18 protein-coding genes are annotated in these 20,735 nt (G+C 36.8%); 2 read left to right on the top strand and 16 right to left on the bottom strand.

The features are described 5' to 3' along the window. Positions 1-214: 214 nt before the first annotated feature. The 6 genes from G4D61_RS03015 to G4D61_RS02990 form a co-directional block, all read right to left on the bottom strand. Positions 215-1,231 (bottom strand): ABC transporter substrate-binding protein, encoded by a 1,017-nt coding sequence (locus tag G4D61_RS03015; protein ID WP_163173180.1) that lies wholly within the window; start codon positions 1,229-1,231, stop codon positions 215-217. A gap of 14 nt (positions 1,232-1,245) precedes the next feature. Continuing rightward, positions 1,246-2,007, bottom strand: a complete 762-nt coding sequence (locus G4D61_RS03010) for an ABC transporter ATP-binding protein (protein ID WP_025729636.1) — start codon at positions 2,005-2,007, stop codon at positions 1,246-1,248. Positions 2,008-2,011: 4 nt separating this feature from the next. Continuing rightward, positions 2,012-3,061: a FecCD family ABC transporter permease gene (locus G4D61_RS03005; protein ID WP_371316467.1), complete on the bottom strand. Its 1,050-nt coding sequence runs from the start codon at positions 3,059-3,061 to the stop codon at positions 2,012-2,014. A 740-nt stretch (positions 3,062-3,801) separates the two neighbouring features. Next, positions 3,802-4,452 carry a FusB/FusC family EF-G-binding protein gene (locus G4D61_RS03000; protein WP_025729640.1) on the bottom strand — a complete coding sequence of 217 codons (651 nt, stop codon included), beginning with the start codon at positions 4,450-4,452 and terminating at the stop codon, positions 3,802-3,804. A gap of 141 nt (positions 4,453-4,593) precedes the next feature. Beyond that, positions 4,594-4,863 (bottom strand): CD3324 family protein, encoded by a 270-nt coding sequence (locus G4D61_RS02995; protein ID WP_163173178.1) that lies wholly within the window; start codon positions 4,861-4,863, stop codon positions 4,594-4,596. Between the two features lie 435 nt (positions 4,864-5,298). Further along, positions 5,299-6,639, bottom strand: a complete 1,341-nt coding sequence (locus G4D61_RS02990) for a C1 family peptidase (protein WP_025729644.1) — start codon at positions 6,637-6,639, stop codon at positions 5,299-5,301. A gap of 479 nt (positions 6,640-7,118) precedes the next feature. Between G4D61_RS02990 and G4D61_RS02985 the strand changes: the two genes are divergently transcribed. Continuing rightward, positions 7,119-7,664, top strand: coding sequence for a MerR family transcriptional regulator (locus G4D61_RS02985; RefSeq protein ID WP_163173176.1), 546 nt, complete (start codon positions 7,119-7,121; stop codon positions 7,662-7,664). A 294-nt stretch (positions 7,665-7,958) separates the two neighbouring features. Continuing rightward, positions 7,959-8,399, top strand: coding sequence for an SRPBCC family protein (locus tag G4D61_RS02980; RefSeq protein WP_035354938.1), 441 nt, complete (start codon positions 7,959-7,961; stop codon positions 8,397-8,399). 372 nt (positions 8,400-8,771) lie between these two features. Here G4D61_RS02980 and G4D61_RS02975 read toward each other — a convergent pair whose 3' ends face one another. From G4D61_RS02975 to G4D61_RS02930, 10 genes are all read right to left on the bottom strand, one after another. Further along, positions 8,772-9,404 (bottom strand): copper homeostasis protein CutC, encoded by a 633-nt coding sequence (locus tag G4D61_RS02975; RefSeq protein ID WP_035354935.1) that lies wholly within the window; start codon positions 9,402-9,404, stop codon positions 8,772-8,774. Between the two features lie 309 nt (positions 9,405-9,713). Next, positions 9,714-10,910 (bottom strand): class I SAM-dependent rRNA methyltransferase, encoded by a 1,197-nt coding sequence (locus tag G4D61_RS02970; RefSeq protein ID WP_025731576.1) that lies wholly within the window; start codon positions 10,908-10,910, stop codon positions 9,714-9,716. A 455-nt stretch (positions 10,911-11,365) separates the two neighbouring features. After that, a complete protein-coding gene (vanZ-A, locus tag G4D61_RS02965; protein ID WP_163173174.1) occupies positions 11,366-11,860 on the bottom strand; it encodes a glycopeptide resistance protein VanZ-A in 495 nt (164 codons plus the stop codon). A gap of 461 nt (positions 11,861-12,321) precedes the next feature. After that, positions 12,322-13,050 carry a D-alanyl-D-alanine carboxypeptidase family protein gene (locus tag G4D61_RS02960; protein WP_163173172.1) on the bottom strand — a complete coding sequence of 243 codons (729 nt, stop codon included), beginning with the start codon at positions 13,048-13,050 and terminating at the stop codon, positions 12,322-12,324. A gap of 883 nt (positions 13,051-13,933) precedes the next feature. Next, positions 13,934-14,542 carry a D-Ala-D-Ala dipeptidase VanX gene (gene vanX / locus G4D61_RS02955; protein WP_163173169.1) on the bottom strand — a complete coding sequence of 203 codons (609 nt, stop codon included), beginning with the start codon at positions 14,540-14,542 and terminating at the stop codon, positions 13,934-13,936. 5 nt (positions 14,543-14,547) lie between these two features. Continuing rightward, positions 14,548-15,579, bottom strand: a complete 1,032-nt coding sequence (vanA, locus tag G4D61_RS02950; RefSeq protein WP_163173167.1) for a D-alanine--(R)-lactate ligase — start codon at positions 15,577-15,579, stop codon at positions 14,548-14,550. Next, complete coding sequence (gene vanH, locus G4D61_RS02945) at positions 15,572-16,543, bottom strand: D-lactate dehydrogenase VanH (RefSeq protein ID WP_205603197.1); 972 nt, start codon at positions 16,541-16,543, stop codon at positions 15,572-15,574. The genes vanA and vanH overlap by 8 nt, the downstream gene beginning before the upstream one ends. A 221-nt stretch (positions 16,544-16,764) precedes the next feature. Beyond that, positions 16,765-17,919 carry a vancomycin resistance histidine kinase VanS gene (gene vanS / locus G4D61_RS02940; RefSeq protein WP_163173263.1) on the bottom strand — a complete coding sequence of 385 codons (1,155 nt, stop codon included), beginning with the start codon at positions 17,917-17,919 and terminating at the stop codon, positions 16,765-16,767. Continuing rightward, positions 17,903-18,598 (bottom strand): vancomycin resistance response regulator transcription factor VanR-A, encoded by a 696-nt coding sequence (gene vanR-A, locus G4D61_RS02935; RefSeq protein WP_163173165.1) that lies wholly within the window; start codon positions 18,596-18,598, stop codon positions 17,903-17,905. The genes vanS and vanR-A overlap by 17 nt, the downstream gene beginning before the upstream one ends. Before the next feature lie 657 nt (positions 18,599-19,255). Then, a complete protein-coding gene (locus tag G4D61_RS02930; RefSeq protein ID WP_235929310.1) occupies positions 19,256-19,402 on the bottom strand; it encodes a hypothetical protein in 147 nt (48 codons plus the stop codon). Positions 19,403-20,735 lie beyond the last annotated feature (1,333 nt).

The raw sequence follows: 20,735 nt of genomic DNA, 5'->3' as shown, positions 1-20,735 counted from the left end.
TACCCCATTTCTTTTTAATCCTTATAAAATTATAACCTACTGAAAAGTAAAGAGGAAATCTACCAAATGGAGAACTCATGTTTTCTTTTCTAGAAATAGATTCTCAAACACCTATTACTTTGTAGTTATAATACGAGTCAGTATCAATTAGTCTGCATCTTGTTGAATTTGAAACAAACCCGTTGCCAAATATTGAATGACAACGGGCTTAGCTCTATTTAAATAAATTAGGGTGCATTTCTTTAGCAAGTTGTTCTATCCCATCAATCGTATCGTAACTGTAGCCGAACAAATAGTTATAATCTACAGCATATACTTGTTTATTTTTAATTGCCTTCATACTTGATAGTTTCGGATTTGCTAAGAGTGCTTTCTTAACCTTGTCGGCATCATTTTCCCAATTCAGAACAATTAATACATCTGGGTTTGCTTTAACCAATGTTTCAACACTAACATTTCCCTTTTCATTCTCAAATATATTTTTAAGTTTAATCATATTGAAAGCATTATTGAAAAAGGTCTCATTATAGGCTGAGTATACACTGACATCTTTTGGATCAGACATATGTAAATAGGCAAATGTCTGAGTCTCTTTAATTTTGGAAAGTTTTGATGTAATTTTTTTCTGACGCGCCTTTAATGTATCGGAAAATTCCTTCGCTTTATCCTGAACATTGAAAATTTTCCCTAGATTATCAATGTCTTCATATATTGAATTATATGTACCACCGGGGATTGATGAGTTAAGAATATAGGTGTTGATTCCCATATCATTTAGTTTATCGCTAGTGCCAACTCCCCAATCTGCATTGTCAAACAAACCACCGCGGCCAATGATAATATCTGGGTTTGCCCCAAGTGCCACTTCCTTACCAATATATGATTTGCTAAGTATCTTTAATGACGCATAATCTTTTTCAACTGATTTATCTGGAGCCCCAAAACTTCCTCCTACTCCGACAATCTTATTTTTTAACCCAAGATGTAAAAGTAATTCTGCTACTGGACGTGTAGTGGCCACGATTCTCTTTGGTGCTTTCTTGAATACTTGATCTTTCTTTTTATATGTTGTAGCACCCTCTGCCTTCGTATAATTATGAATGGTTACAGGATAGTTCGACTTGCTTTGTGTGTCCTTTTTCGATTCATCTTTTACATTGTTGTTGTTACCACAGCCGGCAAGCAGTGTAATAGCGACTAAGCAGCTGGCAATTAATCCTCTCTTTTTCATCTATATACTCCCCCTCATAATTCGTACGCAAATCCTAAACGATGTGTCACAGGATTTACATAGGTTTGACATCTAATTTGGTATAAATCTTCGATTAGTTCTGAAGTTAGCACCTCTTCTGGTTTTCCATGTGCATATACCTCTCCATCTTTGATTGCATATACATAATCGCAATACGCAACAGCTAATTCTAAATCATGGAGAGCTGCTAGTACGCTGATCCCAAGCTGCTTTACACAGGATAGAATTTCAAATTGATGCCGAATATCCAGATGATTAGTCGGCTCATCAAGAACCATCAATTGTGGCTCTTGCGCGATAGTGCGAGCAAGAATAACCCGTTGCTTTTCTCCCCCTGATAGTGATAAATAACTACGCCTTCTATATTCAAGTAGCTGTGTTCGCCTTAGTGCCTCTTCTACAATTTGATAATCGTCCTGTTTATCCGGCTCCAGTAGTTTCTTATGTGGTGTGCGTCCTAACAGCACCATTTGCTCGACAGTTAAATCAAAATTCATTTCATTGAATTGTCCAACTACACCTAAACGTTGCGACACTTTTTTCTCAGAGCTTTTCAATACATCTAAATCGTCTAAAAAAACGCTTCCGCTCTGGGGAATCAAACTTTTATAAATGCTTTTAAGAAGTGTCGATTTCCCGCATCCATTTGGTCCTATCAACCCGACAAACTGCTTGTCTTTTACAAATACGGAAATATTCTTAATGATTTCTTTCTTGCCTCTTTTTACTTCTATTTTTTCCGCAGTCAGCTCCATTTCTTCACCCTCCGAACTGATACCCTTTTTTCACAATCATATATATAAATAGTGGGGAACCAATCACCGATGTAATGATGCCGATGGGCAGTTCAACATTGTGAATCAGTATCCGTGACAGAATATCTGCCCATATTAAGAAAAGACCTCCTAAAAGGATTGTTGCCGGAAGCAGCCTTTTATGGTCAGCACCAAAGATACCGCGGCAAATATGGGGAATAATCAAACCGACAAAACCAATGGTTCCAGCATAGGCAACCATCGTTCCCGTTATCAACGCAGCAATAATCATGTAGATTTTGCGAAATAAACTTAAATTAATTCCCAATGTAACGGCGGACTCATCACCGAGCAGCATAGTGTTTAACACACGATGTTGAAAGAGAAAAACACTACAGCCAAACAAAATAACAACAGACAAGATTGGGACTTTATCCCAGTTTGAAGAGGCTAAGCTACCCATTGACCAAAATGTAACATCTTTAATCCCCTCTGTATTGTTGGCAAAATAAATGACAAGGCTAGAAAAAGAACTGCACAAAGCGCCAACAACAACACCCGACAAAACGAGCTTTACAGACGTTGCTTTTCCACCGACGCTCGACAATAAAAGCACGGCAGCAGATGTCACAACTGCACCGAGAAAGGCGCCAAATGCTACACCAAATGTTGCAAAGATTGCATTACTTCCAAAACCAATCAAAATTGCAAAGGTCGCTCCAAGAGCTCCCCCTGAAGAAATTCCAATAATATATGGATCTGCAAGCGGATTTTGCACGACCGATTGCATAACGATCCCGCACAAAGAAAGTCCCATACCAATCAGCAGAGCAAAAATAACTCGCGGCATTCTAATTTGATAAATAATATTTAAATAGGAAGTGCCTCCATCACTCTCGGCAGATCCCATCTTTCCATTTGTTAATACATGTAGCAAGATATTCATCGATTTCTTAAATGGAATGTGAACAGGTCCGACAGATACCGAATAAATTACTGAAATGGCAATAAAAAAGATAAGAAGAAAAAGAACAGGATAATAGAAATTCCCAATTACTCCACGACTTGTCCTTTGTTGTTCCAAATCATCACCTCTCTTATAATACAAATGATAATGATTATCATTATTAATTATTATAATTGTTAAATCATTTGGATACAATACCCAATTTTGTATTCGTTTCATTTTTTTGATACTTTCGGGCAAATTATTCCCCTGTTTTCGATTAAACATTTAATATTGGAATCTAGCTAGCTATTTGAGTTCAATCACTGCATTTGAATCAGTCCCCTTTTGCTGTCAGTATAAGGGGAACATAATAGTATTAAATACATATAGAACTTCTACATTTGCTTTCCTTAATTGCTACAGAAATATAATAAAGGAAATGGGATATCTTAATTTTTTTATGAGGGAGATTGGAATGGATAATAAAATGACAATTGAGATTATCATTTAAATTGGACGAAAGATTTCACAATAGAAAAAGACAAGTTAAAGAAATGTTAGTTGATAAAATTATCATCATTGAACAGATAGAAAGCACCGCATTTAAGGAATAGAGGGCAATCCTATGAAAGATACACATCATTTATAAATTATCCAGATATATTACAATTAAAAGTTGATTCGGCAAAGAAGTACTGTTGTGACAGAGTTTCCTATACAAAAAATAAAGCGCCCTTTATCCAGCGAGTATTAGAAAAAGCAAAAGATAGAAAGCGAAAGGATGTTGACAGCCTCATTTCTCAGTTGGAGTAAAAAAATATGGTGACAAGCACCATATAAAGTTTTCACATTCCTAATGAGTCTCTTAAAAAAGTCGTTAAATAGCTAACATTCGTTATTTTTTTATTGCATTCACTGCTATCGGTGCATATAAAATTACCGATGGATTTATAGTAATCCGGATTTTTAGATTTTTTCGCTTTTGTTACAGTTGAAAAATAGGCAACCTCGCCAACATGATGACAAAGGGAACAAATATTATGTTTACTAGTCGGTGTAAATTTGCATTCAATGCCGACCATTTTTCCATCCAGTTCATATACAATAAATTTTTTATTCGATCTTAAATCATCCCAGCTTAAATAAGTCAGCTGGCTATGGTCTATGATAGATAAATCCGGCAACTTTAATTTTTTATTTTTCGGAAACATTTTTTTCAGTTGCTGCTCTGTAATTGTTGGAAAGGGCACTAAAAAAGTTGAAAGCCGCTGGATATATTGCTCATACTCATCATCTGTTTTCAACTTGGAAAGATCTAATATTTCTTGTTGATCCACTGATGGATTTGGGAAGAGTCCTAAAATGTTGGCATTCGCTAAATCAATTACAGCTGTTAAAACATTGGGCGGCACATTCTTTTTCGTGCTATCCTTAATCAAAGCAATCTGTTTTTTTATGAAATTGAACTGTTCATTTCTAATAAATTTTTCGGTCATTAATTGTCTCTCCTATCATTCTGCTATACTTCTCCTTACAGCTATTTTAAAAAAGACAGCGAACTTCTGAAATGGAGAAAATGATTTAGAAATGTTTTATACAAAAAACGCACTGATGAACGATTTCACCAGTGCATTTTCCTACTTCTTATATGAATAAACAATTTTCTTAATGGTTTCCGTTGAAAGATAATACTCGTTGGCGAGTTGTTCAATACTGCTACCACTAATAAATAAATTTCTAATGGTAGAATTGCGATCATCAATCAGCTCTCTCCCTCCACTTACGGATCCCCATTTCCGATGTTCCGTTTTCTGCTTAGGAATGTAAAGTGTTTCCCCCTGAACATATTTTTGAATTTCCAGGAGAAGCTTTTCAGGTAAAACTTTATTTGCATTAATATATTTCAATTTTGCCCCGCCCCTTATTTTGATGTTGAAATAAGGTGCAAAGCCTAAATTAGAAAGTTAGTTCAGCGATAAAATTAAATGTTTCGCCCCATGCAAAGTATCGCCTTTCCAATAATAGGCTTTGCATGAGTGAAAGAAGTACGGGACAATCCGAAGTGATTCTCCATTTGTAAGCACCCCCTTTAATCTACAATTATAACGATATTTCCTTTTTAATTGAATCACTTTCATCATATTTCTCTGCAAATTCTTACTAGAAAGAGAAAAAGCATAGAACGTTTAAAAAAAAGATAAGTATTCCAACTGAAATGAAAGGGATTATAGGAATAAAAAAAGCCGAATCCAAAATGGATCCAGCTTGATTTTGTATTGCAATTGATGTGAAACCAGATTTATATAGTTTCATCACACTCTCCAAAATATAACTATATTTCTTTATTTTACGATAGCAAGAGAACCCATTGGATCCCAAGGCTGGAGTTGAATCGGCTCTTGGTTATAGGCTTTCACTAACTCTTTCGATAAATATTTCTTATTCACAACAATTTGATAAGTATATTCATCCATCCATTTATCACTCATAACAAAATAGCCTTTATTCCCCACATCTTCTCCCCAACTATTTTCTACTTTCCAACGATTCGGTTCTCCATCAATAAGATTCACCCCAGTAAGGACCATGGCGTGAGTTAAACTACTTTCTTTGTAATCCAAACGTTCAGCCTTCGTAAGATTAAAATGCGTTCCGAAGGCTTCTTCATAATCAAAAAGCTCTGGATCAAGTATCCCTATCTTACGATCAGAATATCTGGCAACATCAGAACCGAACCAAACCGTTTCTCCATCTTTAATTTGTTTAATCGCAAGGCTTTTAAGAGTCTGGATATCAACATTGAGATATTTCAGTTGTCTTCCATCAATAACATTTCCAAGAAATTTCACAGTGAAGGTTTTCCCAAACGGTTTATCTTTTGTTGGTGCATTAATAATGCTTACATAGTCATCCAAATTGATGCCGACATACTTTTCAAAAAATGTTTGTGGTGTTAAATTTATTTCTCGATGGAACTTACCTTCTTCATCTCTGTATTCAAAATCAAAAGTTTTCGGTGGTTCTCCAAGTAAAAACACTAATATTTTGTATATATCAGCTAGCATATCAAGCTTTGCTTCTTGTAATTTGTTTTCCGCTTTTCCTTCTTCATGCATACGTCTTAACACAAGTGCACACTCCCGCAACTTCGCATTAAGTATAGAATTTAAATCAGAAGAATTACTACTTTGATATGATTCCGGCATCGCTTGTTTTGGAACCACACCATATTTTTTCACAAGAGAAACTAACATATCCCATTGGCCGCCATCTTGTTGCGGCGTGGTCAAAAGCCAAGAAACAAGTCTGTCCTCCAATTGTTCATCTAACGTTTTTAAAATACTTTCTAAAAAGAAGTTAGACTTTTCAAGTTTATCCCAGAACATCATATAGTTTTGTGAGAGCTCAAAGTCTTTAATATTCAATTGAGCGCTCATCCTATGACGAAACGTATTCAGTGCCGCAAAAATCCAGCATCTTCCGCTTTTCTTTTGATTTGCTACTTTTCCTGTTTCAATTTCTTCTGAAAAGATATCATTCATAGATATAATAGCATTGCTATTGAGAGTTGAACCATTAATTCCATTTGCTAGTATCGCATCTCTTAATGCCTTATTTTCATTTGTTCCATATACCTTTTCAGCAAATGTTTCAATATCTCTTTCAGAAAGCCCCTCCATCATTCACTATCAACCACCTTTTTATATTGACTTATTATTATTGTGGATTATTTAAAAATAAATATGATAAATAATAAAAAATCCTTAAAAACTTACGAAGTAGTTTCAACCCATTCTAAACAGCAATTTGAAACCGAACTTCCAGACTATGAACCTGCGATATTGAATCTTTTAAAATAAAAAGCCCCTTTAGAAATCATATCTAAAGGAGGACTTCGCGACTTTATTCTAAAGTCACATATTGTTTTGAAATAAAGTTTGATCACTTTCTATCAGTATTGCTCAACAATTGCGCACTTTAAAGAATAATTCTCGTGTACTTCTACTAGTTATATTAATGGAATACCTGAGCAACTATTATCTAGTTTTGTTGGGGAAGGATAAACAATCGATAAAATAATTGAAAACCTCTTGCACCTGACGTAACGTTAGGTTTTATACTGTACTTGTCGACAAACAATCATACGAAATGAGGTAAAAAGATGCCCAAAACTACTTGGAAAATTGGTGAGCTTGCAAGCCAGTGTGAAATAACAGTAAGAACACTGCACCATTACCACCAAATAGGTCTATTAGTACCCTCTGAATTTACCGAAGCTGGTCATAGGCTATATACAAAGGCCGATGCGTCAAAACTTCAGCAAATATTATCTTTAAAACAATTGGGATTTTCATTAGAAGAAATATATAACTTTATTGTCAATCCTAATTATGATCCGATGCTCGTAGTTCAAGCCCAACTCGAAGTCATAAATGAACAGATAAAGTTAAAGGAAAAGCTACGCAATAAGCTTGAGCAACTACAAAAACTAATATTATTAAACCAACATATAAGTACAGACCAATTATTAAAAATAATGGAGTTGATCCGAATGAATGAAAGTAATTATATAACACCAGAGCTAGTCGAAAGAATGAGAGCTTCTCTCAATAACCTAACAGAGGAAAAAAAGTTAAAACTGAAAAAGATGCTGCCACTCGTTGATGAGACACAAAAACAGACTTTGCAAAAAATGATCATAAAATAGCATTGATGGCGAATGTCTTCTACAAAACGCCGAAAAACGCTCTAATATATAGTATGTTCTGATAATAAGTCAGTTGGTATTTTAAACCTTAACAAGAATCCGTTTTGGAAAAAAGTTGATCAAACGGATTCTTTCTTTATGTGGATTTGAAAGAATTGGAGAGTTCTTACAGTAATCAGACTATTGGAGAAAGGAAAGCTATGTTAAATTAGTGATATAAGTTGATACTTTATATACATTAATTATATTATTGAAATGTAATATACAATTCATATAGCGGAAGTGGGGATCATAATGGCAACAGGAACACACACAGTAGAAATACCAACAGATGTACAAGCAGTTTGGGATTATATTAGCGATCTTGAAAAATGGGCAACAACGGTACCCGGCTATAAAGAACATGAAATCATAAATGACAAACAATCAATTTGGACATTTGAAGGCAGTGTGAAAGGTATTAAAAAGACAGTAGAAGTGCAGGTAGACATTACCGAATGGAATGAACCTTCAAATATTAAATTTGAACTAAAAGGTTTATCAGATAATTTTACAGGAAGCGGACATATTACTGCAGAAGATGGTAATGGTAAAACGGCCATGACTTGTACCGTAGAAGTCCATGCAGGCGGAATATCAGGTGCAGTATTAACACCTATTATTAAATGGGCTGTTCCAAAAGCAACAACTCGTTTAACAGAATCTATTGCTCGTAAAATTGTAGTATTATCATAGTTTCAAATTCTGAAAGCTAAAAGAGAAGCTGGGAGAAAACTCAAAAGTGGTTAGCTAAAGACGGATATTGCATAAATCAGCTCCGAAATCCCGCGGAAAACGAAGGATATTTTCAAAGCGGGGTTGGAACGCAATATTCGGTTTTTCTTTCGTTAATATACTTTTGTACCAGCCTCTTTTTTTTATTGTGTCACCCATATACAGATCAAGCAAAAGCACAGACTTCCATAAGTGAAGTTCCGTTATCAAACAATTGCCGGACTAATTCAAATCTCTACTTTCCATTTCTTATGGTACATGTTCACTACTAAGTAACTAAATGAAGTTTATTCATACATCGTTTGATTAATGAGGATAAGAAGCATTACCCTTTCAATCGACTATCTTTGTTCCATGAACTTCTCTTATATTCAATACAGATGTGATTAAATGAAGGTTTTTATTAGAAACTCCTCCACCAGGGAGGATAATGATTCTGCCATTTGCATAGTCAATATATTCCTTTAACCTGACTAGATTATCTGCGATTTTAGTATCCGCCGGACCTCCATGGGTTAAGATTCGATTTACTCCGTGTTTTACCAGCCAATCAATCGCTTTAAACTGATTTCCAGAGCTTATTTGATCAAACCCCATGTGGAAGGTTACCTCCAATCCTTTTGCTAAATCTAGTAAGGTGATCATTGCCTCTTCATCAATCCAGCCAGTGTCATTTAAACAACCAAGCACGACTCCATCGGTTCCTAATTCCTTTAAATGAACAAGATCCTGCTTCATCATTTCCAGTTCTTCTTTACTATAAACAAAATTCCCGCCTCTTGGCCTTATCATGGCCATAACCTTAATGTTTTTACCATGGCAATAGTTAATAGTTACTTCCGCTACACCATGACTTACTGTTGTGCCTCCTACTGTAAGGTTGTCACAAAGTTCAATCCTGCCAGCCCCTTTAGAAATTAATTCGGGGACATTCGTAAAATTTTCTACACAAGCCTCTTTAAGCATATTTATATCCACCTTGCCTTATGAAGTTTAACTAAGGAAATCAACATTTACAAATAACTTTTCTTTCGTTTTTTTCTAAAAGATATCCAGTAAAAATCAAGTTCCCCTAATGTATATAATACAAAGTTAAAAAATAATTTTCGACTTATGGAACGGTTCGCCATAACGTATCTAAGTGAGAGTTTTAAAACAATTTAATGTAGACCTTTGGAATGTGTGAATATCTATTAACAGCTTGCAAAACAAATAGGAATGACCAATAGCTATGCCATTCCTCGCTTTACTGGATTGATATGATTTGCCTTTTTTCTATGGCAAATTCTTTATAAACACAACCTTAAGATAGCTACCCTCAGGGTATTCTTTTATTGTTTTAAAGTCTTTTGGAAGGGAAAATTCCTCAACTAGCTGGTATTTCCTTTTTGTTTCCTTAAACGCCTGATCAATAAAGCTTTTAAATTTTTTCATATTAAAAGAGCTAGAATTGGTGGATGCTACGATAATCCCATTATCTGCTGTTATGGAAATAGCTTCCTTTAAAAGATTTTTATAGTCCTTTTCAGCGCTAAAAACTATCTTTTTTGACCTTGCGAAACTTGGAGGATCGAGTATAACCATTTCAAACTTCAGCTGTTTTTTCACCGCATACTTAAAATAATGGAACACATCTTCAACAATGATATCCTGTGAATCATAATCTATCCCGTTCAAGCTAAACTGCTCAATGGTCTTGCCTAAACTTCTATTTGCTAAATCCACACTTGTCGTTTTGGCTGCGCCTCCTAAGACAGCAAACACTGAAAACGCACCTGTGTAGGAAAATGTGTTTAGGACGTTCTTTCCGTTCGCATAACTGTCCCGGATTCTTTTTCTTACATCCCTTTGATCTAAAAATATACCAACCATCGCACCTTCATTTAAGTAAACAGCAAAGTGTTCTCCATTTTCTTTTACGATAATCGGGAATGTCCCTCTTTCTCCCGCTACAAAATCATCATCTTCTATATATTTCCCGCTGACATCAAATCTTTTCTTTTGATAAATTGCTTTAAACTCAACCAATCCTTTCAAGGCATTTATAATATACTCCCGAAAGCGATAAATTCCTTTGCTATACCAGTTGATTAAATAATAACCATCAAAATACTCTATAGTTAATCCGCCTAAACCATCCCCTTCACCATTTACTATTCTGAAGGCATTAGTATCCGGATTATTAAAAAACGACTCTCTATAGTTGATTGCAGCTCTCAATTTATTCTCAAAAAAACTTTGGTCTATCTGTTCCTTCTCATTTCTACTAAAAACCCATCCGTAGCCTTTGTTTTGTTTGCCAAAATAGCCTTTTGCTATGAACTTATTCTTTTCATCAACGAGGCGGATAATGGTTCCTTCTTCAGTAACTTCGTTAAAATTAATGATGGCTTCCTTTGATATGAGCGGATAACCGCTTTTATATTTATTTACAAATTTGCCCTTTACCGTTAAAGTGACATCTTTTTTCATCTTGTCATCCTATCTAAAATTTTTTTATGGTGAATGCAATCATTTCGGGAGTGAACCCTTTAAGCATATTAAATAAAAACCTCATTTACTTATGATACGTTTCACCTTCCTCAATATTTTTAAATTCCTATTTTTCAACAACATTTCTATCATGGATAATGCTTGAGGTATTTACTATATTACTATAAAGCTTAATAGCACAATAGCCAAGCAATCCCCCAGAAGTGTTTAATATTAGCTCATCCACATCAAAAACTCCGATAAAAAAACAAACTGCAAGCATTCAAAGCATAAGCTTAAACTAAAAGATCAAGCTAATATCGTTGGTTTTTCTCTTACTTTACACCTACAGGAAAGTTTCCCACTTACCGTGTTCCATCTAATCCAATTCATTCAATATTTTTATGCGTATGCAAGATGAAATGCAAAATCAGGTTGTTTGGTTTAGACATCTCTCAATAATTTATTCTTAAATGGGTACGGTAATCGAGCAATAATACGAGCAAAAGTATACCAACAAAAATAATAACTCTGTCTAATATTTTATTATTAACATACTTACTGCTTAAAACATATAATTCCAGTCCAAGAAAGCCTCCAACAGTATTTGTAATGACATCTGTTATGTCTGTCGCTCCAATAGCTGAAATAAATTGAAATAATTCAATAATAAGGCTTAAAACCAGTATAAAAGCAAACTTAAGTAAAAATCCAACTTTTTTGAAATTGACATTCAAAAGCAAGCCTAAAGGAATAAAGATTATAACATTATCTCTTATCTCTCCGAAACTTCCATTTATTATTGAAGGACCCGCAAATGGAATTAAGTTAAGGCTTCTATGATGATAATGAAATACTGACAAAATATTGTATTGTAATTTGAATAGCACTAACCAGATTAGTATCACTAAATATAAAACTAGCAATCCTCTAGATAATATTTTTTCCATATAATCTCCTCTAATTCTTTTTTAGTTTTAAGCTTCTATATAAGTTTAAACAATGGTTAATCAAGGTGTTCAATCCATTGACTTCGCTTATTAATTTCACTGAAAAAATGCAAGACCACTAGTTAATAGGCTAATAAGTGGAATGTCACATCGCGGCATCATTGTTCTTTTAATGATGACTTCCCATTTTTATTCAGCAACCCTGTTGTCCGGAAGCTAATGTTTTTTAAAATAACCAATTTCATTCATACTGAAATGAACGTCTTCTTCTCCTTTAAATGAAATCCAACCCCTTCTTATTTTTTATTATAAAATGGGCTTACCGACTCCCATTACACTATGCCTTATTGATCGTTCAGCTGGCAATTTTTAATCGTTCACTTATCCAAACAATATCCTATTTTAATTAACAAATGATTTATTTTGGATTTACAAGTGATTTGAATATGGCTGATATTGCTTTAAAAACTTTCGATCAGATTTTTCCCAGCAATTAGCGCCGCATTTAAAGAACCATAAACATTCTGACCATATTGACCGAGTACAACGCCAATTACTAAAACTCGTTTGTGATTAACTGATCGATAGGCAGCTAATGCTATATTTCCGATATGGACTAAATTACCGGTTTTGATACCTATAATACCGTCTTGTCCCAAATCTGAATTGGTGTTTTGTATAGTACCGACAATAGGGAACGTCACTTTTTGTAGGTTCACAATTTCTCTAAACACTGAAAAAGACATTGCAACTGAAGCGATTTTTAGCTGATCGACTGCGGTACTTTCAGTTAGTTCGCTAACACCTGCAGGATCAGCATAATTTGTGTGATCCATTCCTAAACGCTTGGCTTCAGTGTTCATTTGATTGACAAATTGAGGGACATTCCCGTATGCCCATTTCGCTATCATAATAGCCACATTGTCACCAGATGGCAGCAATAAAGCCTCCAGCATTTGCCTCTCAGTCAACGTTTCACCAACCTCCACTTTGACAACCGAGTCACCTTGTTTCACTTCTTCATTATAAATCGCTACATCTTGTTGTGTGACTGTATAAAAAGGTCCGTCTTCACCCTTGGAAAGTGGATATTTCTTTAAAACTATAAATGCAGTCATCATTTTAGCCAAACTAGCTGTGGGGACAGGTTTACTGTTACCATACTGACCATAATATTGTCCATCTATCATTAAAGCAGCCTGTCCCTCCTTGGGCCAATTTATTCGACTGTCATTAGAAATATCCTTATCAGGATTTTGGAGCAACCTGCCCAATGATGGTAATTTTGACATTGAAAATAATAAAACCAAAAAAAACAAGAATCACAGAGAAAAAGGAATAAATTTTAAATTTTGAGTTTTTCCTTCTAGGTTTTCGCGATTTTTTGTACGTCATCTAATTCACCTTTCTGTGGTTTGATCAGTTTAGAGAAGTTAATTTTCATGGTAGACAATCATGAAAAGTAGATTTCCTTGATAGATCTGTTCATTTGCAATCTCTATATTTGGTTGACCTGCAAAAAGCATGGACTTATTACCATTTGTTTTCGAAATTGCGCTTCGTGTCACGATTGCTGGTTCTAGGCCTGAAACGAAGGCGGGCTTTTTTTGACAACGGTCCTGGGTCTATTTGTCGAACAGAACAGTTACAGCGCATGGCCTCCTATCTGCCACCGTCTTCCATAATTAAAAGTAAAAACTGGCGGCTCTGATGTATCAAAGCCACCTTAATGTCCCTATATCCTTAATGAAAGCGTGTTAAATCACTTGCCAGATGACGACTTTTTTATTTGCCTTCACTGACAGTCTGTATAAGGAGTAGCAGAAATAAGTTGTTATGCGGAAAACAACGGTTGAAATCACAAGGCCGACAAAAGGGCTGGATAAACCAATTCCTTTTATAAGTTCTGTTACCGAGTATGTTCTTTTATTGGCGCTAATCAGTACACCGGAAAAAATATCCTCAAATTAGCCCCAGTACGGCCCTAACGATTGAAAGAACCGCCACAAACACAACAAAGCAAGTACTCAGGCCTGATCACAATAAGGCTTATTAGCTAATCAGATGTTTTCGCTATAAAACAGGGAAATCAAAATAGCTATTGGGGTATGGTTCGTTTCTTAATACATAGTGCCACCATTCAGAGCTATATGCTTCAAACCCACTGTTTTCCATGATGGAACGCAAACGTCTGCGATTTTCCGCTTCATTGTCTGCAATTCCTTTTGCCGCGTGATGAGAGCGTTCATCCATAAAATCAAATCCGCTCCCCATTGGAACAAGCTCACCTGTGTCTAATTGATAAAGCGTAAGATCAATTGCGCTTCCGCGGCTATGGCTTGATTTTGAGACCACATATCCTTTTGAAACCATCTCGGTTCGGTTAATATTGGGATAATATTTTTCCTTTGTCAGGCCGTCTTCAGGCTGTGCAGCCCATTGCAAAAAGCAGTTTACAGCACGTTGGGGACGATAACCGTCCCACAGAAGCAATCCATACCCTTGAGCAGCAGCCAGTTCTTTTACCTTCAAAAGCGCGTCGGCCAACTCGTATGTTCCGACAATGCGATTTACTTCATATCCGTCAACAGGCTTTCCAGTAAAATTATCCCATGTGGCATATTTGGCGTCCCAACGAACACCGTGTAATATTTCATCTAAAAAAGTAAATCCTTTTTCCATGCTTATCACCCCTTTAACGCTAAGGAGATTAAACGGTCAATCAGTTCGGGAAGTGTTATACCTGCAGCTGCCATCATACGGGGATAACGACTGTATGACGTGAAACCGGGCAGGGTATTGACTTCGTTAAGCACAATACAGCCGTTATCTTGTAAAAACATATCAACACGGGCTAGACCTCTGCAGCCGAGTGCCTTATATATTTTTTTTGCCGTTTCCCGTATCCGTTCTTGCTCCTCTGCCGACAGGTCTGCAGGAATCGTTATAACTGCATTTTCAGAGCCTTTTTCTGGCTCAGCTTCTTGATGAATACGAAAGATTCCGTGCTGCAGCCTGATTTGGTCCACCTCGCCAGTAGTCAACTCGGAACGGTTTCCCAATACTGCACAACCGACCTCATAGCCGAAAACAGCCTGCTCAATTAAGATTTTGCTGTCATATTGTCTCGCCGATTCAATTGCCGTGTTCAATTCGTCTGCACCATTGACTTTTTTCACGCCATAAGATGAGCCTGAACGCGCCGGCTTAACAAAAACAGGATAAGTAAACTCATCTATCGCCGGCTTATCGTCTTTATGAATAACCCAAAATTCAGGAGTAGCTATACCAGCGTTTTTGGCAATGATATATGCCAACGTTTTGTCCATACAAATTGCGGAGCTTTGAATATCGCTGCCCACATAGGGGATACCGGACAATTCAAACAGACCCTGTATTGATCCATCTTCACCCGACTTGCCATGCAAAACCGAAAATGCTACATCAACGTGGTGGATTTCATATTCATGGTTCTTTATAACAAGCAAACCGTGCATTTTTTTATCCGGCGAAAGTACGGCTGAACAGCAATTGTCGTTCTCCCATTCCGCGCACGGTTTTTCGCACATTTTCCAAACACCTGATTTCGTAATTCCAATGTATAACGGCTCGTATTTTTCTTTGTCAATGTTAGCGGCTATCTCTATTGCGGATTTTACCGACACGTTATGCTCCTCCGAGCAACCGCCAAACAGAATTGCAACTTTTACTTTATCCATGTGCCAAGCTCCTTTCAAAATCCAAACAGTTTTTAATTGTTTTTTCAACGGTGTCACGCAACGCCTGTTCGGTATAGTAAGCCGTATGCGGCGTAATTATCACATTCTCCATCCTTTGAAGTTTCAGTAAAAATTGGTTATCAATTGGCTTTTGTGTGCAATCAAAATAGAAAAGCCCTTCCTCTCCCTCCAATACATCCAATGCGGCACCGCCCAGTTTTCCGTCTTCCAATGCTTTAACAAGCGCACCGGTATCTATAAGCGCACCGCGCCCTGTATTGATCATAAACGCGCCTTGCTTCATTCCCTTTATTTGTTCATAGCCAATGATATGGTGCGTATCCGCATTGAGCGGCACATGAAGCGTCACGATATCGCTATTTTGCAACAACTCATCAAACGGAACATAGTTTGCCTCTATACTTTGGCTGCGACTATAAGCCAACACTTGACATCCAAATCCCCGCAGCCGCTCAATAACCGCTTTGCCTATATGTCCCGTTCCCACCACGCCGACTGTCATGTCGCTCAGTACCTTGCCACGGAAGCTGTCCAACCTGAAATCATGTTTTTCCGCGGAGCGTACAATAGATTTCGCATTACGTACGGCCATAAGCATAAGCATCATAGTATAATCGGCAACACTATCCGGCGAATACGCCACATTGCCGACAGTGATGCCCATTCTCTTGGCGGCAGTCATATCTATATGATTACAACCAATGCTTCGGGTAGAGATATATTTCACACCGGCTCTCTTCAGCGCAAGAAGAATAGACGCGGAAATCTCTGATTTATGCCCCACACTGATACATCGATTGAAAGGGACGGATACGGCATTGGATTCCGACACATCGGCGTTAATGATTGAGGGCATAACGCCAAAGCGCGGCGAAAGGGCATGGAATGCATCTGCCTCATACTGGTCGCATCCATAAACGGTAATGCCGATGTTTTTTATCATTAAGACCATTCCTTTCTACGAAAGGCACCAATAAGAAATAAAATGAGGTTGCCCTTCGCGGTAAACTTGTCATATCTTTTTCTGGGAAAACAGAAAAAGCTCGTTCTTACGATATTAAGTCTACCGCGTAAGAACGAGCCATTTTTTAATATAAAATTGTTAATTTCCTAAGAAAAAATAAAGATAATCTTGAGATTTTCCTAAGAAACAATATTCATTTTTTAGGAGCCCCTTTTATCAACCAAATCCGGCAAAACCGGAAGCTCTACCGTAAACGTCGTATAGTGATCGTTGCTTTCCGCGTGAATCTGCCCGCCATGCTGAATAATGATTTCTTTTGCAATCGCCAAGCCAAGTCCCGTGCCGCCTGTATCGGAAGAACGGGCATTGTCCAGTCTGTAAAACTTTTCAAATATGGCAGCGAGCTTATCTTTTGGGATGCTTCCGGCATTCTTGAATACGATGGACACCATATTCTCGGAGAGGCCTGCCGTAATATCAATGACGCTGTTTTCCTCGCTGTATGCAACGGCGTTTTTCAAAATATTATTAAAGACTCTCGCCAGCTTATCGGGGTCGCCGAATACGGTTAAATCCTCAGGAGCATGGATAACCGCCTGTTTTCCATTCGCGGCAAGCTGGGGATAAAATTCATCGGCCATCTGCACCAACATATAGTATAGGTCTATGTGCCTTTTCGTGAGCGTAATCGTTTGGAGGTTATACCGCGTAATCTCAAAAAATTCGTCGATAAGCTGTTCGAGGCGATAAGCTTTGTCCAACGTGATATGCACATATTTTGCCTTTTGCTCTATCGGCATGTCTGGCGCCTCGTCAAGCAGGCTCAAATAACCGATAATAGATGTAAGGGGCGTTTTAATATCGTGCGCCAAGTACATAACTACGTCATTTTTTCTTTGTTCGGCCAGCTTTGCATCCTGCTCTCGCTTTTCCAAAGTCTGTTTTAATGTGTTGAGCTTATGTTCCATAAAGTCCATTTCCGCAGAAAGCTCAATTTGTTTATCTTCGTTCTGAATAAGAACATCAATGCCGGCATTTATCTCATCAAAGTATTTTGCAAATTTCGAAAGCATGACGCGGCATAGAATAAGAATACTAATGGCAATTGCCACATAAATAAAGATTTCTAAATTGTTCCGTATGGAATACTGATATATTCTCATCGCATCTAAATACTCTAAATCATAATGGTTTTCCAAAAAACGTACGATCCACTCGCCAAGTTTCCCTCGGATCATTGAACGAATATACAACACGAATACAACTGCTGCCATAACAATCATAACGATATACATGTAGAGTTTTCGTTCTAGTTTGGAATAATCGTTTTTTTTATTTTTATTTTTCAATTTTATATCCAACCCCCCATACCGTTTTTATATACTTCGGATTATCAATGGTGTCGTTCATTTTTTCGCGCAGATGCCGGATATGCACGGTAATGGTGTTGTTGCTCTTGCTGAAATATTCGTCGCCCCATATCTCGTGAAATAGCTGCTCGGAGCTAACTACTTTCCCACTGTTTTCACAGAGGATGCGCAGAATTGAAAACTCGGTAGGAGTAAGGGACAACGGCTTCTCGTTCAGAAAACACTCATGCGTGTTTATATTAATAACAAGGCCGGAGTGGACGATAACATTTTCGTTCTGCTCCGTTACTCCACTGTATTTTTTATATCGGCGCAACTGTGCCTTAACCCGCGCAATTAACTCCAGCGGGCGAAAAGGCTTCGTTATATAATCGTCCGCGCCGATTGTTAGCCCTGTAATTTTATCTACCTCCGTATCTTTCGCGGTCAGCATGATAATTGGATAGGTGTGCTTGTCCCTTATTTTTTGGCAGATAGTGAGGCCGTTTGTGTCTGGAAGCATGATGTCCAATATGGCAAGGTCAAGCTCAGTCTTGTCTATACATTCCAACGCTTCTTTGGCGGTATAGTATTTGAAAACCGTATAATTCTCGTTTTTTAAGTATAGCTCAACCAAATCGGCAATTTCACGTTCATCATCCACAATAAGTATTTTATCACTCATAATTTATTAATCCTCCTTCATGGATTTACTTTTCACAATCGGAATCCGTTTCCAATAATACGGTACTATACCAACCAATTTATCATTAAAAAAATAACCATTAACGGTTATCTTGTACAGAAGATGATTTCTTTTCTTTAAGAATAGCATCATATGTTAAAGAGGGAGTCACAGAGTTGCTACTCTAGTTTGCGACAAATGGAATTAAATTGATCAGCTATGAAGGCTCTAGCGTTCGTTTCTGGATAGTTTAGTATAAAGAGCTTGTGAAATGCTAGCTCCTTCTATAATCCCTTTTATATAACATTCATTGCTTAGCTACATTGAATAAGTTTAAAAATGATAGTGGCAATTCTAACAACATAAATCACTGATAATAGCCACAAAGAACTTTTAGCATACTTTAAGAGCATCATCGCTCATATCTCGGAATATAACAACCGTTCCCATTACTGTCAACCGTTTTATTGATTATCAAGCATATAGCGAAAAGTCTTGATACAAATTCATGGGTGCTAGGAACCGACTTTTTAACAAAGGAAAGAGGAAAGTTACAGGAAGACTTCTCCAGCAATAATGTAAATATGTTTCACACTTGTGTAATCCTGTCTCATAGATTTTTCAATTCTCTCATGACTGTTTGCATGATGTGCTCACCTACTCCGTTGAAAAAGGAAAGCTCTGCGGTTGCCGTTTTAATTGTGCAAGCAGAAATTGAGGAAGCAATGGCGGGGTTATTGCTGAAGCATTTCCATTTTCAGGTTGTAATGTTACGCAGACAATGGCTAGCTTTTGTTTCGGCATAAAAAAGCACCTCCTTTGATTGATACGTCCATCGTACCGGGAGATGCTTCCATTTTATGTGTTGGTTGAATACGGGCCTACGATGTAATCTTCAAGTTTCTAAGAAGGTATGGATATATGCGACGTTCAAGATTTCACTTACTCAGATTCAGGCCTAGTGGGATTCCGATGATTCCCATTTCTCTCATGTGGAACTAGACAGCCATCCAATTGATAAACCAAACCCCTGGCATTTAGTAAAATGCGTCTAGAGTCGCAGTAGGGATGTTTGGTTTGAATAATCCAGTGCTTAATAAATACCTAAATTGGCAATTTAAGGTAGTCTCTGTCGATAATTTCAATGCGTTCATCCCTACTGCTTGATTTCAGACTTTTTTAAGGACAATTTCGTGGTTAAGCGACCTACTTATTTAATTTCTTTTAAATAATTTCCTAATCAACTCCCTGCCGACAAACATCACAATTGCACAAATAACCAAAAACCACCAATTGTATAGTTTCAAGTATGTTGTTGCTATAACTGTCATTAAAAAATACCACACAATTTGTACTGACCAATATAAATACCTCATTTTTACACCCTTCCTAAAGGGATTTTATATCAAGCATCTTCCAAAGCTAAGCACCATCGAAGTGTACTATCTCCTATTTCCAAAAGTAAGTTAATATTTTTTTGTGTGTATCGTCCAGCCTCAGTTCTTTACTGTTATTTTAGGGGGTAGCCTTGTAGTTGAATAGAAGAACATTAGTACTTATACTTTTTATACTATCAATTCCAGTATTACAGAGCATATATTAGAACTGGTTGTAAAGAATAATTAGTAGTGAGGTGTTTATTTTGAGGCAGCCATCAGATGAGGCACTAAAAAAATTACTTAGATTTCTCCTTAAAAACTTCTGTTCCACGTATCATTAAAGAAAAAGAAATCCAACGTTGATTCCTCTTCAAAAAATTCACCACATCAGAAATAGGATTCCAACTATAATCAATATATCTTTTAAAGAAAATCTTTAAGTGGGAGGTGAATTTTGGAAGTTATATGTGAAATAAAAAGAAGTTTGTTATCATCAAGAATACAGCCGTTTTCCTAGTTATTTAGGAAAACGGCTTTTTAAATGGCTTGAAACTTCCGCAAGAATAATGGATAATCAATAGATTAGAATTTCTTTCCACTCACTCGTTCAATTCCTTTAAAACATCTTTTCTCTTTTTGATCCTGTATGTAGCATTTGGGGTTCTACGTCAAATGTTGGGGTATGAGCTCTCGCTCCTACCCCTAAATTACCGGAATTCCTTTAACCTTAAATTGATGATGTAATAAAACACGCAAAC

Origin of the sequence: Heyndrickxia ginsengihumi, from assembly GCF_011008565.1 — a bacterium.
GTDB classification, from domain to species: Bacteria; Bacillota; Bacilli; order Bacillales; family Bacillaceae_C; genus Weizmannia; species Weizmannia ginsengihumi.
This window is presented reverse-complemented; position numbering and strand designations above follow the sequence as displayed.

Excerpts from the sequence above, each read along its gene's own strand:
- G4D61_RS03015 (WP_163173180.1), bottom strand. The coding sequence starts at position 1,231 with ATGAAAAAGAGAGGATTAATTGCCAGCTGCTTAGTCGCTATTACACTG.
- G4D61_RS03010 (WP_025729636.1), bottom strand. The coding sequence starts at position 2,007 with ATGGAGCTGACTGCGGAAAAAATAGAAGTAAAAAGAGGCAAGAAAGAA.
- G4D61_RS03000 (WP_025729640.1), bottom strand. The coding sequence starts at position 4,452 with ATGACCGAAAAATTTATTAGAAATGAACAGTTCAATTTCATAAAAAAA.
- G4D61_RS02990 (WP_025729644.1), bottom strand. The coding sequence starts at position 6,639 with ATGATGGAGGGGCTTTCTGAAAGAGATATTGAAACATTTGCTGAAAAG.
- G4D61_RS02985 (WP_163173176.1), top strand. The coding sequence starts at position 7,119 with ATGCCCAAAACTACTTGGAAAATTGGTGAGCTTGCAAGCCAGTGTGAA.
- G4D61_RS02980 (WP_035354938.1), top strand. The coding sequence starts at position 7,959 with ATGGCAACAGGAACACACACAGTAGAAATACCAACAGATGTACAAGCA.
- G4D61_RS02975 (WP_035354935.1), bottom strand. The coding sequence starts at position 9,404 with ATGCTTAAAGAGGCTTGTGTAGAAAATTTTACGAATGTCCCCGAATTA.
- G4D61_RS02970 (WP_025731576.1), bottom strand. The coding sequence starts at position 10,910 with ATGAAAAAAGATGTCACTTTAACGGTAAAGGGCAAATTTGTAAATAAA.
- vanZ-A (WP_163173174.1), bottom strand. The coding sequence starts at position 11,860 with ATGGAAAAAATATTATCTAGAGGATTGCTAGTTTTATATTTAGTGATA.
- G4D61_RS02960 (WP_163173172.1), bottom strand. The coding sequence starts at position 13,050 with ATGATAGATGGACAATATTATGGTCAGTATGGTAACAGTAAACCTGTC.
- vanX (WP_163173169.1), bottom strand. The coding sequence starts at position 14,542 with ATGGAAAAAGGATTTACTTTTTTAGATGAAATATTACACGGTGTTCGT.
- vanA (WP_163173167.1), bottom strand. The coding sequence starts at position 15,579 with ATGGATAAAGTAAAAGTTGCAATTCTGTTTGGCGGTTGCTCGGAGGAG.
- vanH (WP_205603197.1), bottom strand. The coding sequence starts at position 16,543 with ATGATAAAAAACATCGGCATTACCGTTTATGGATGCGACCAGTATGAG.
- vanR-A (WP_163173165.1), bottom strand. The coding sequence starts at position 18,598 with ATGAGTGATAAAATACTTATTGTGGATGATGAACGTGAAATTGCCGAT.
- G4D61_RS02930 (WP_235929310.1), bottom strand. The coding sequence starts at position 19,402 with ATGCCGAAACAAAAGCTAGCCATTGTCTGCGTAACATTACAACCTGAA.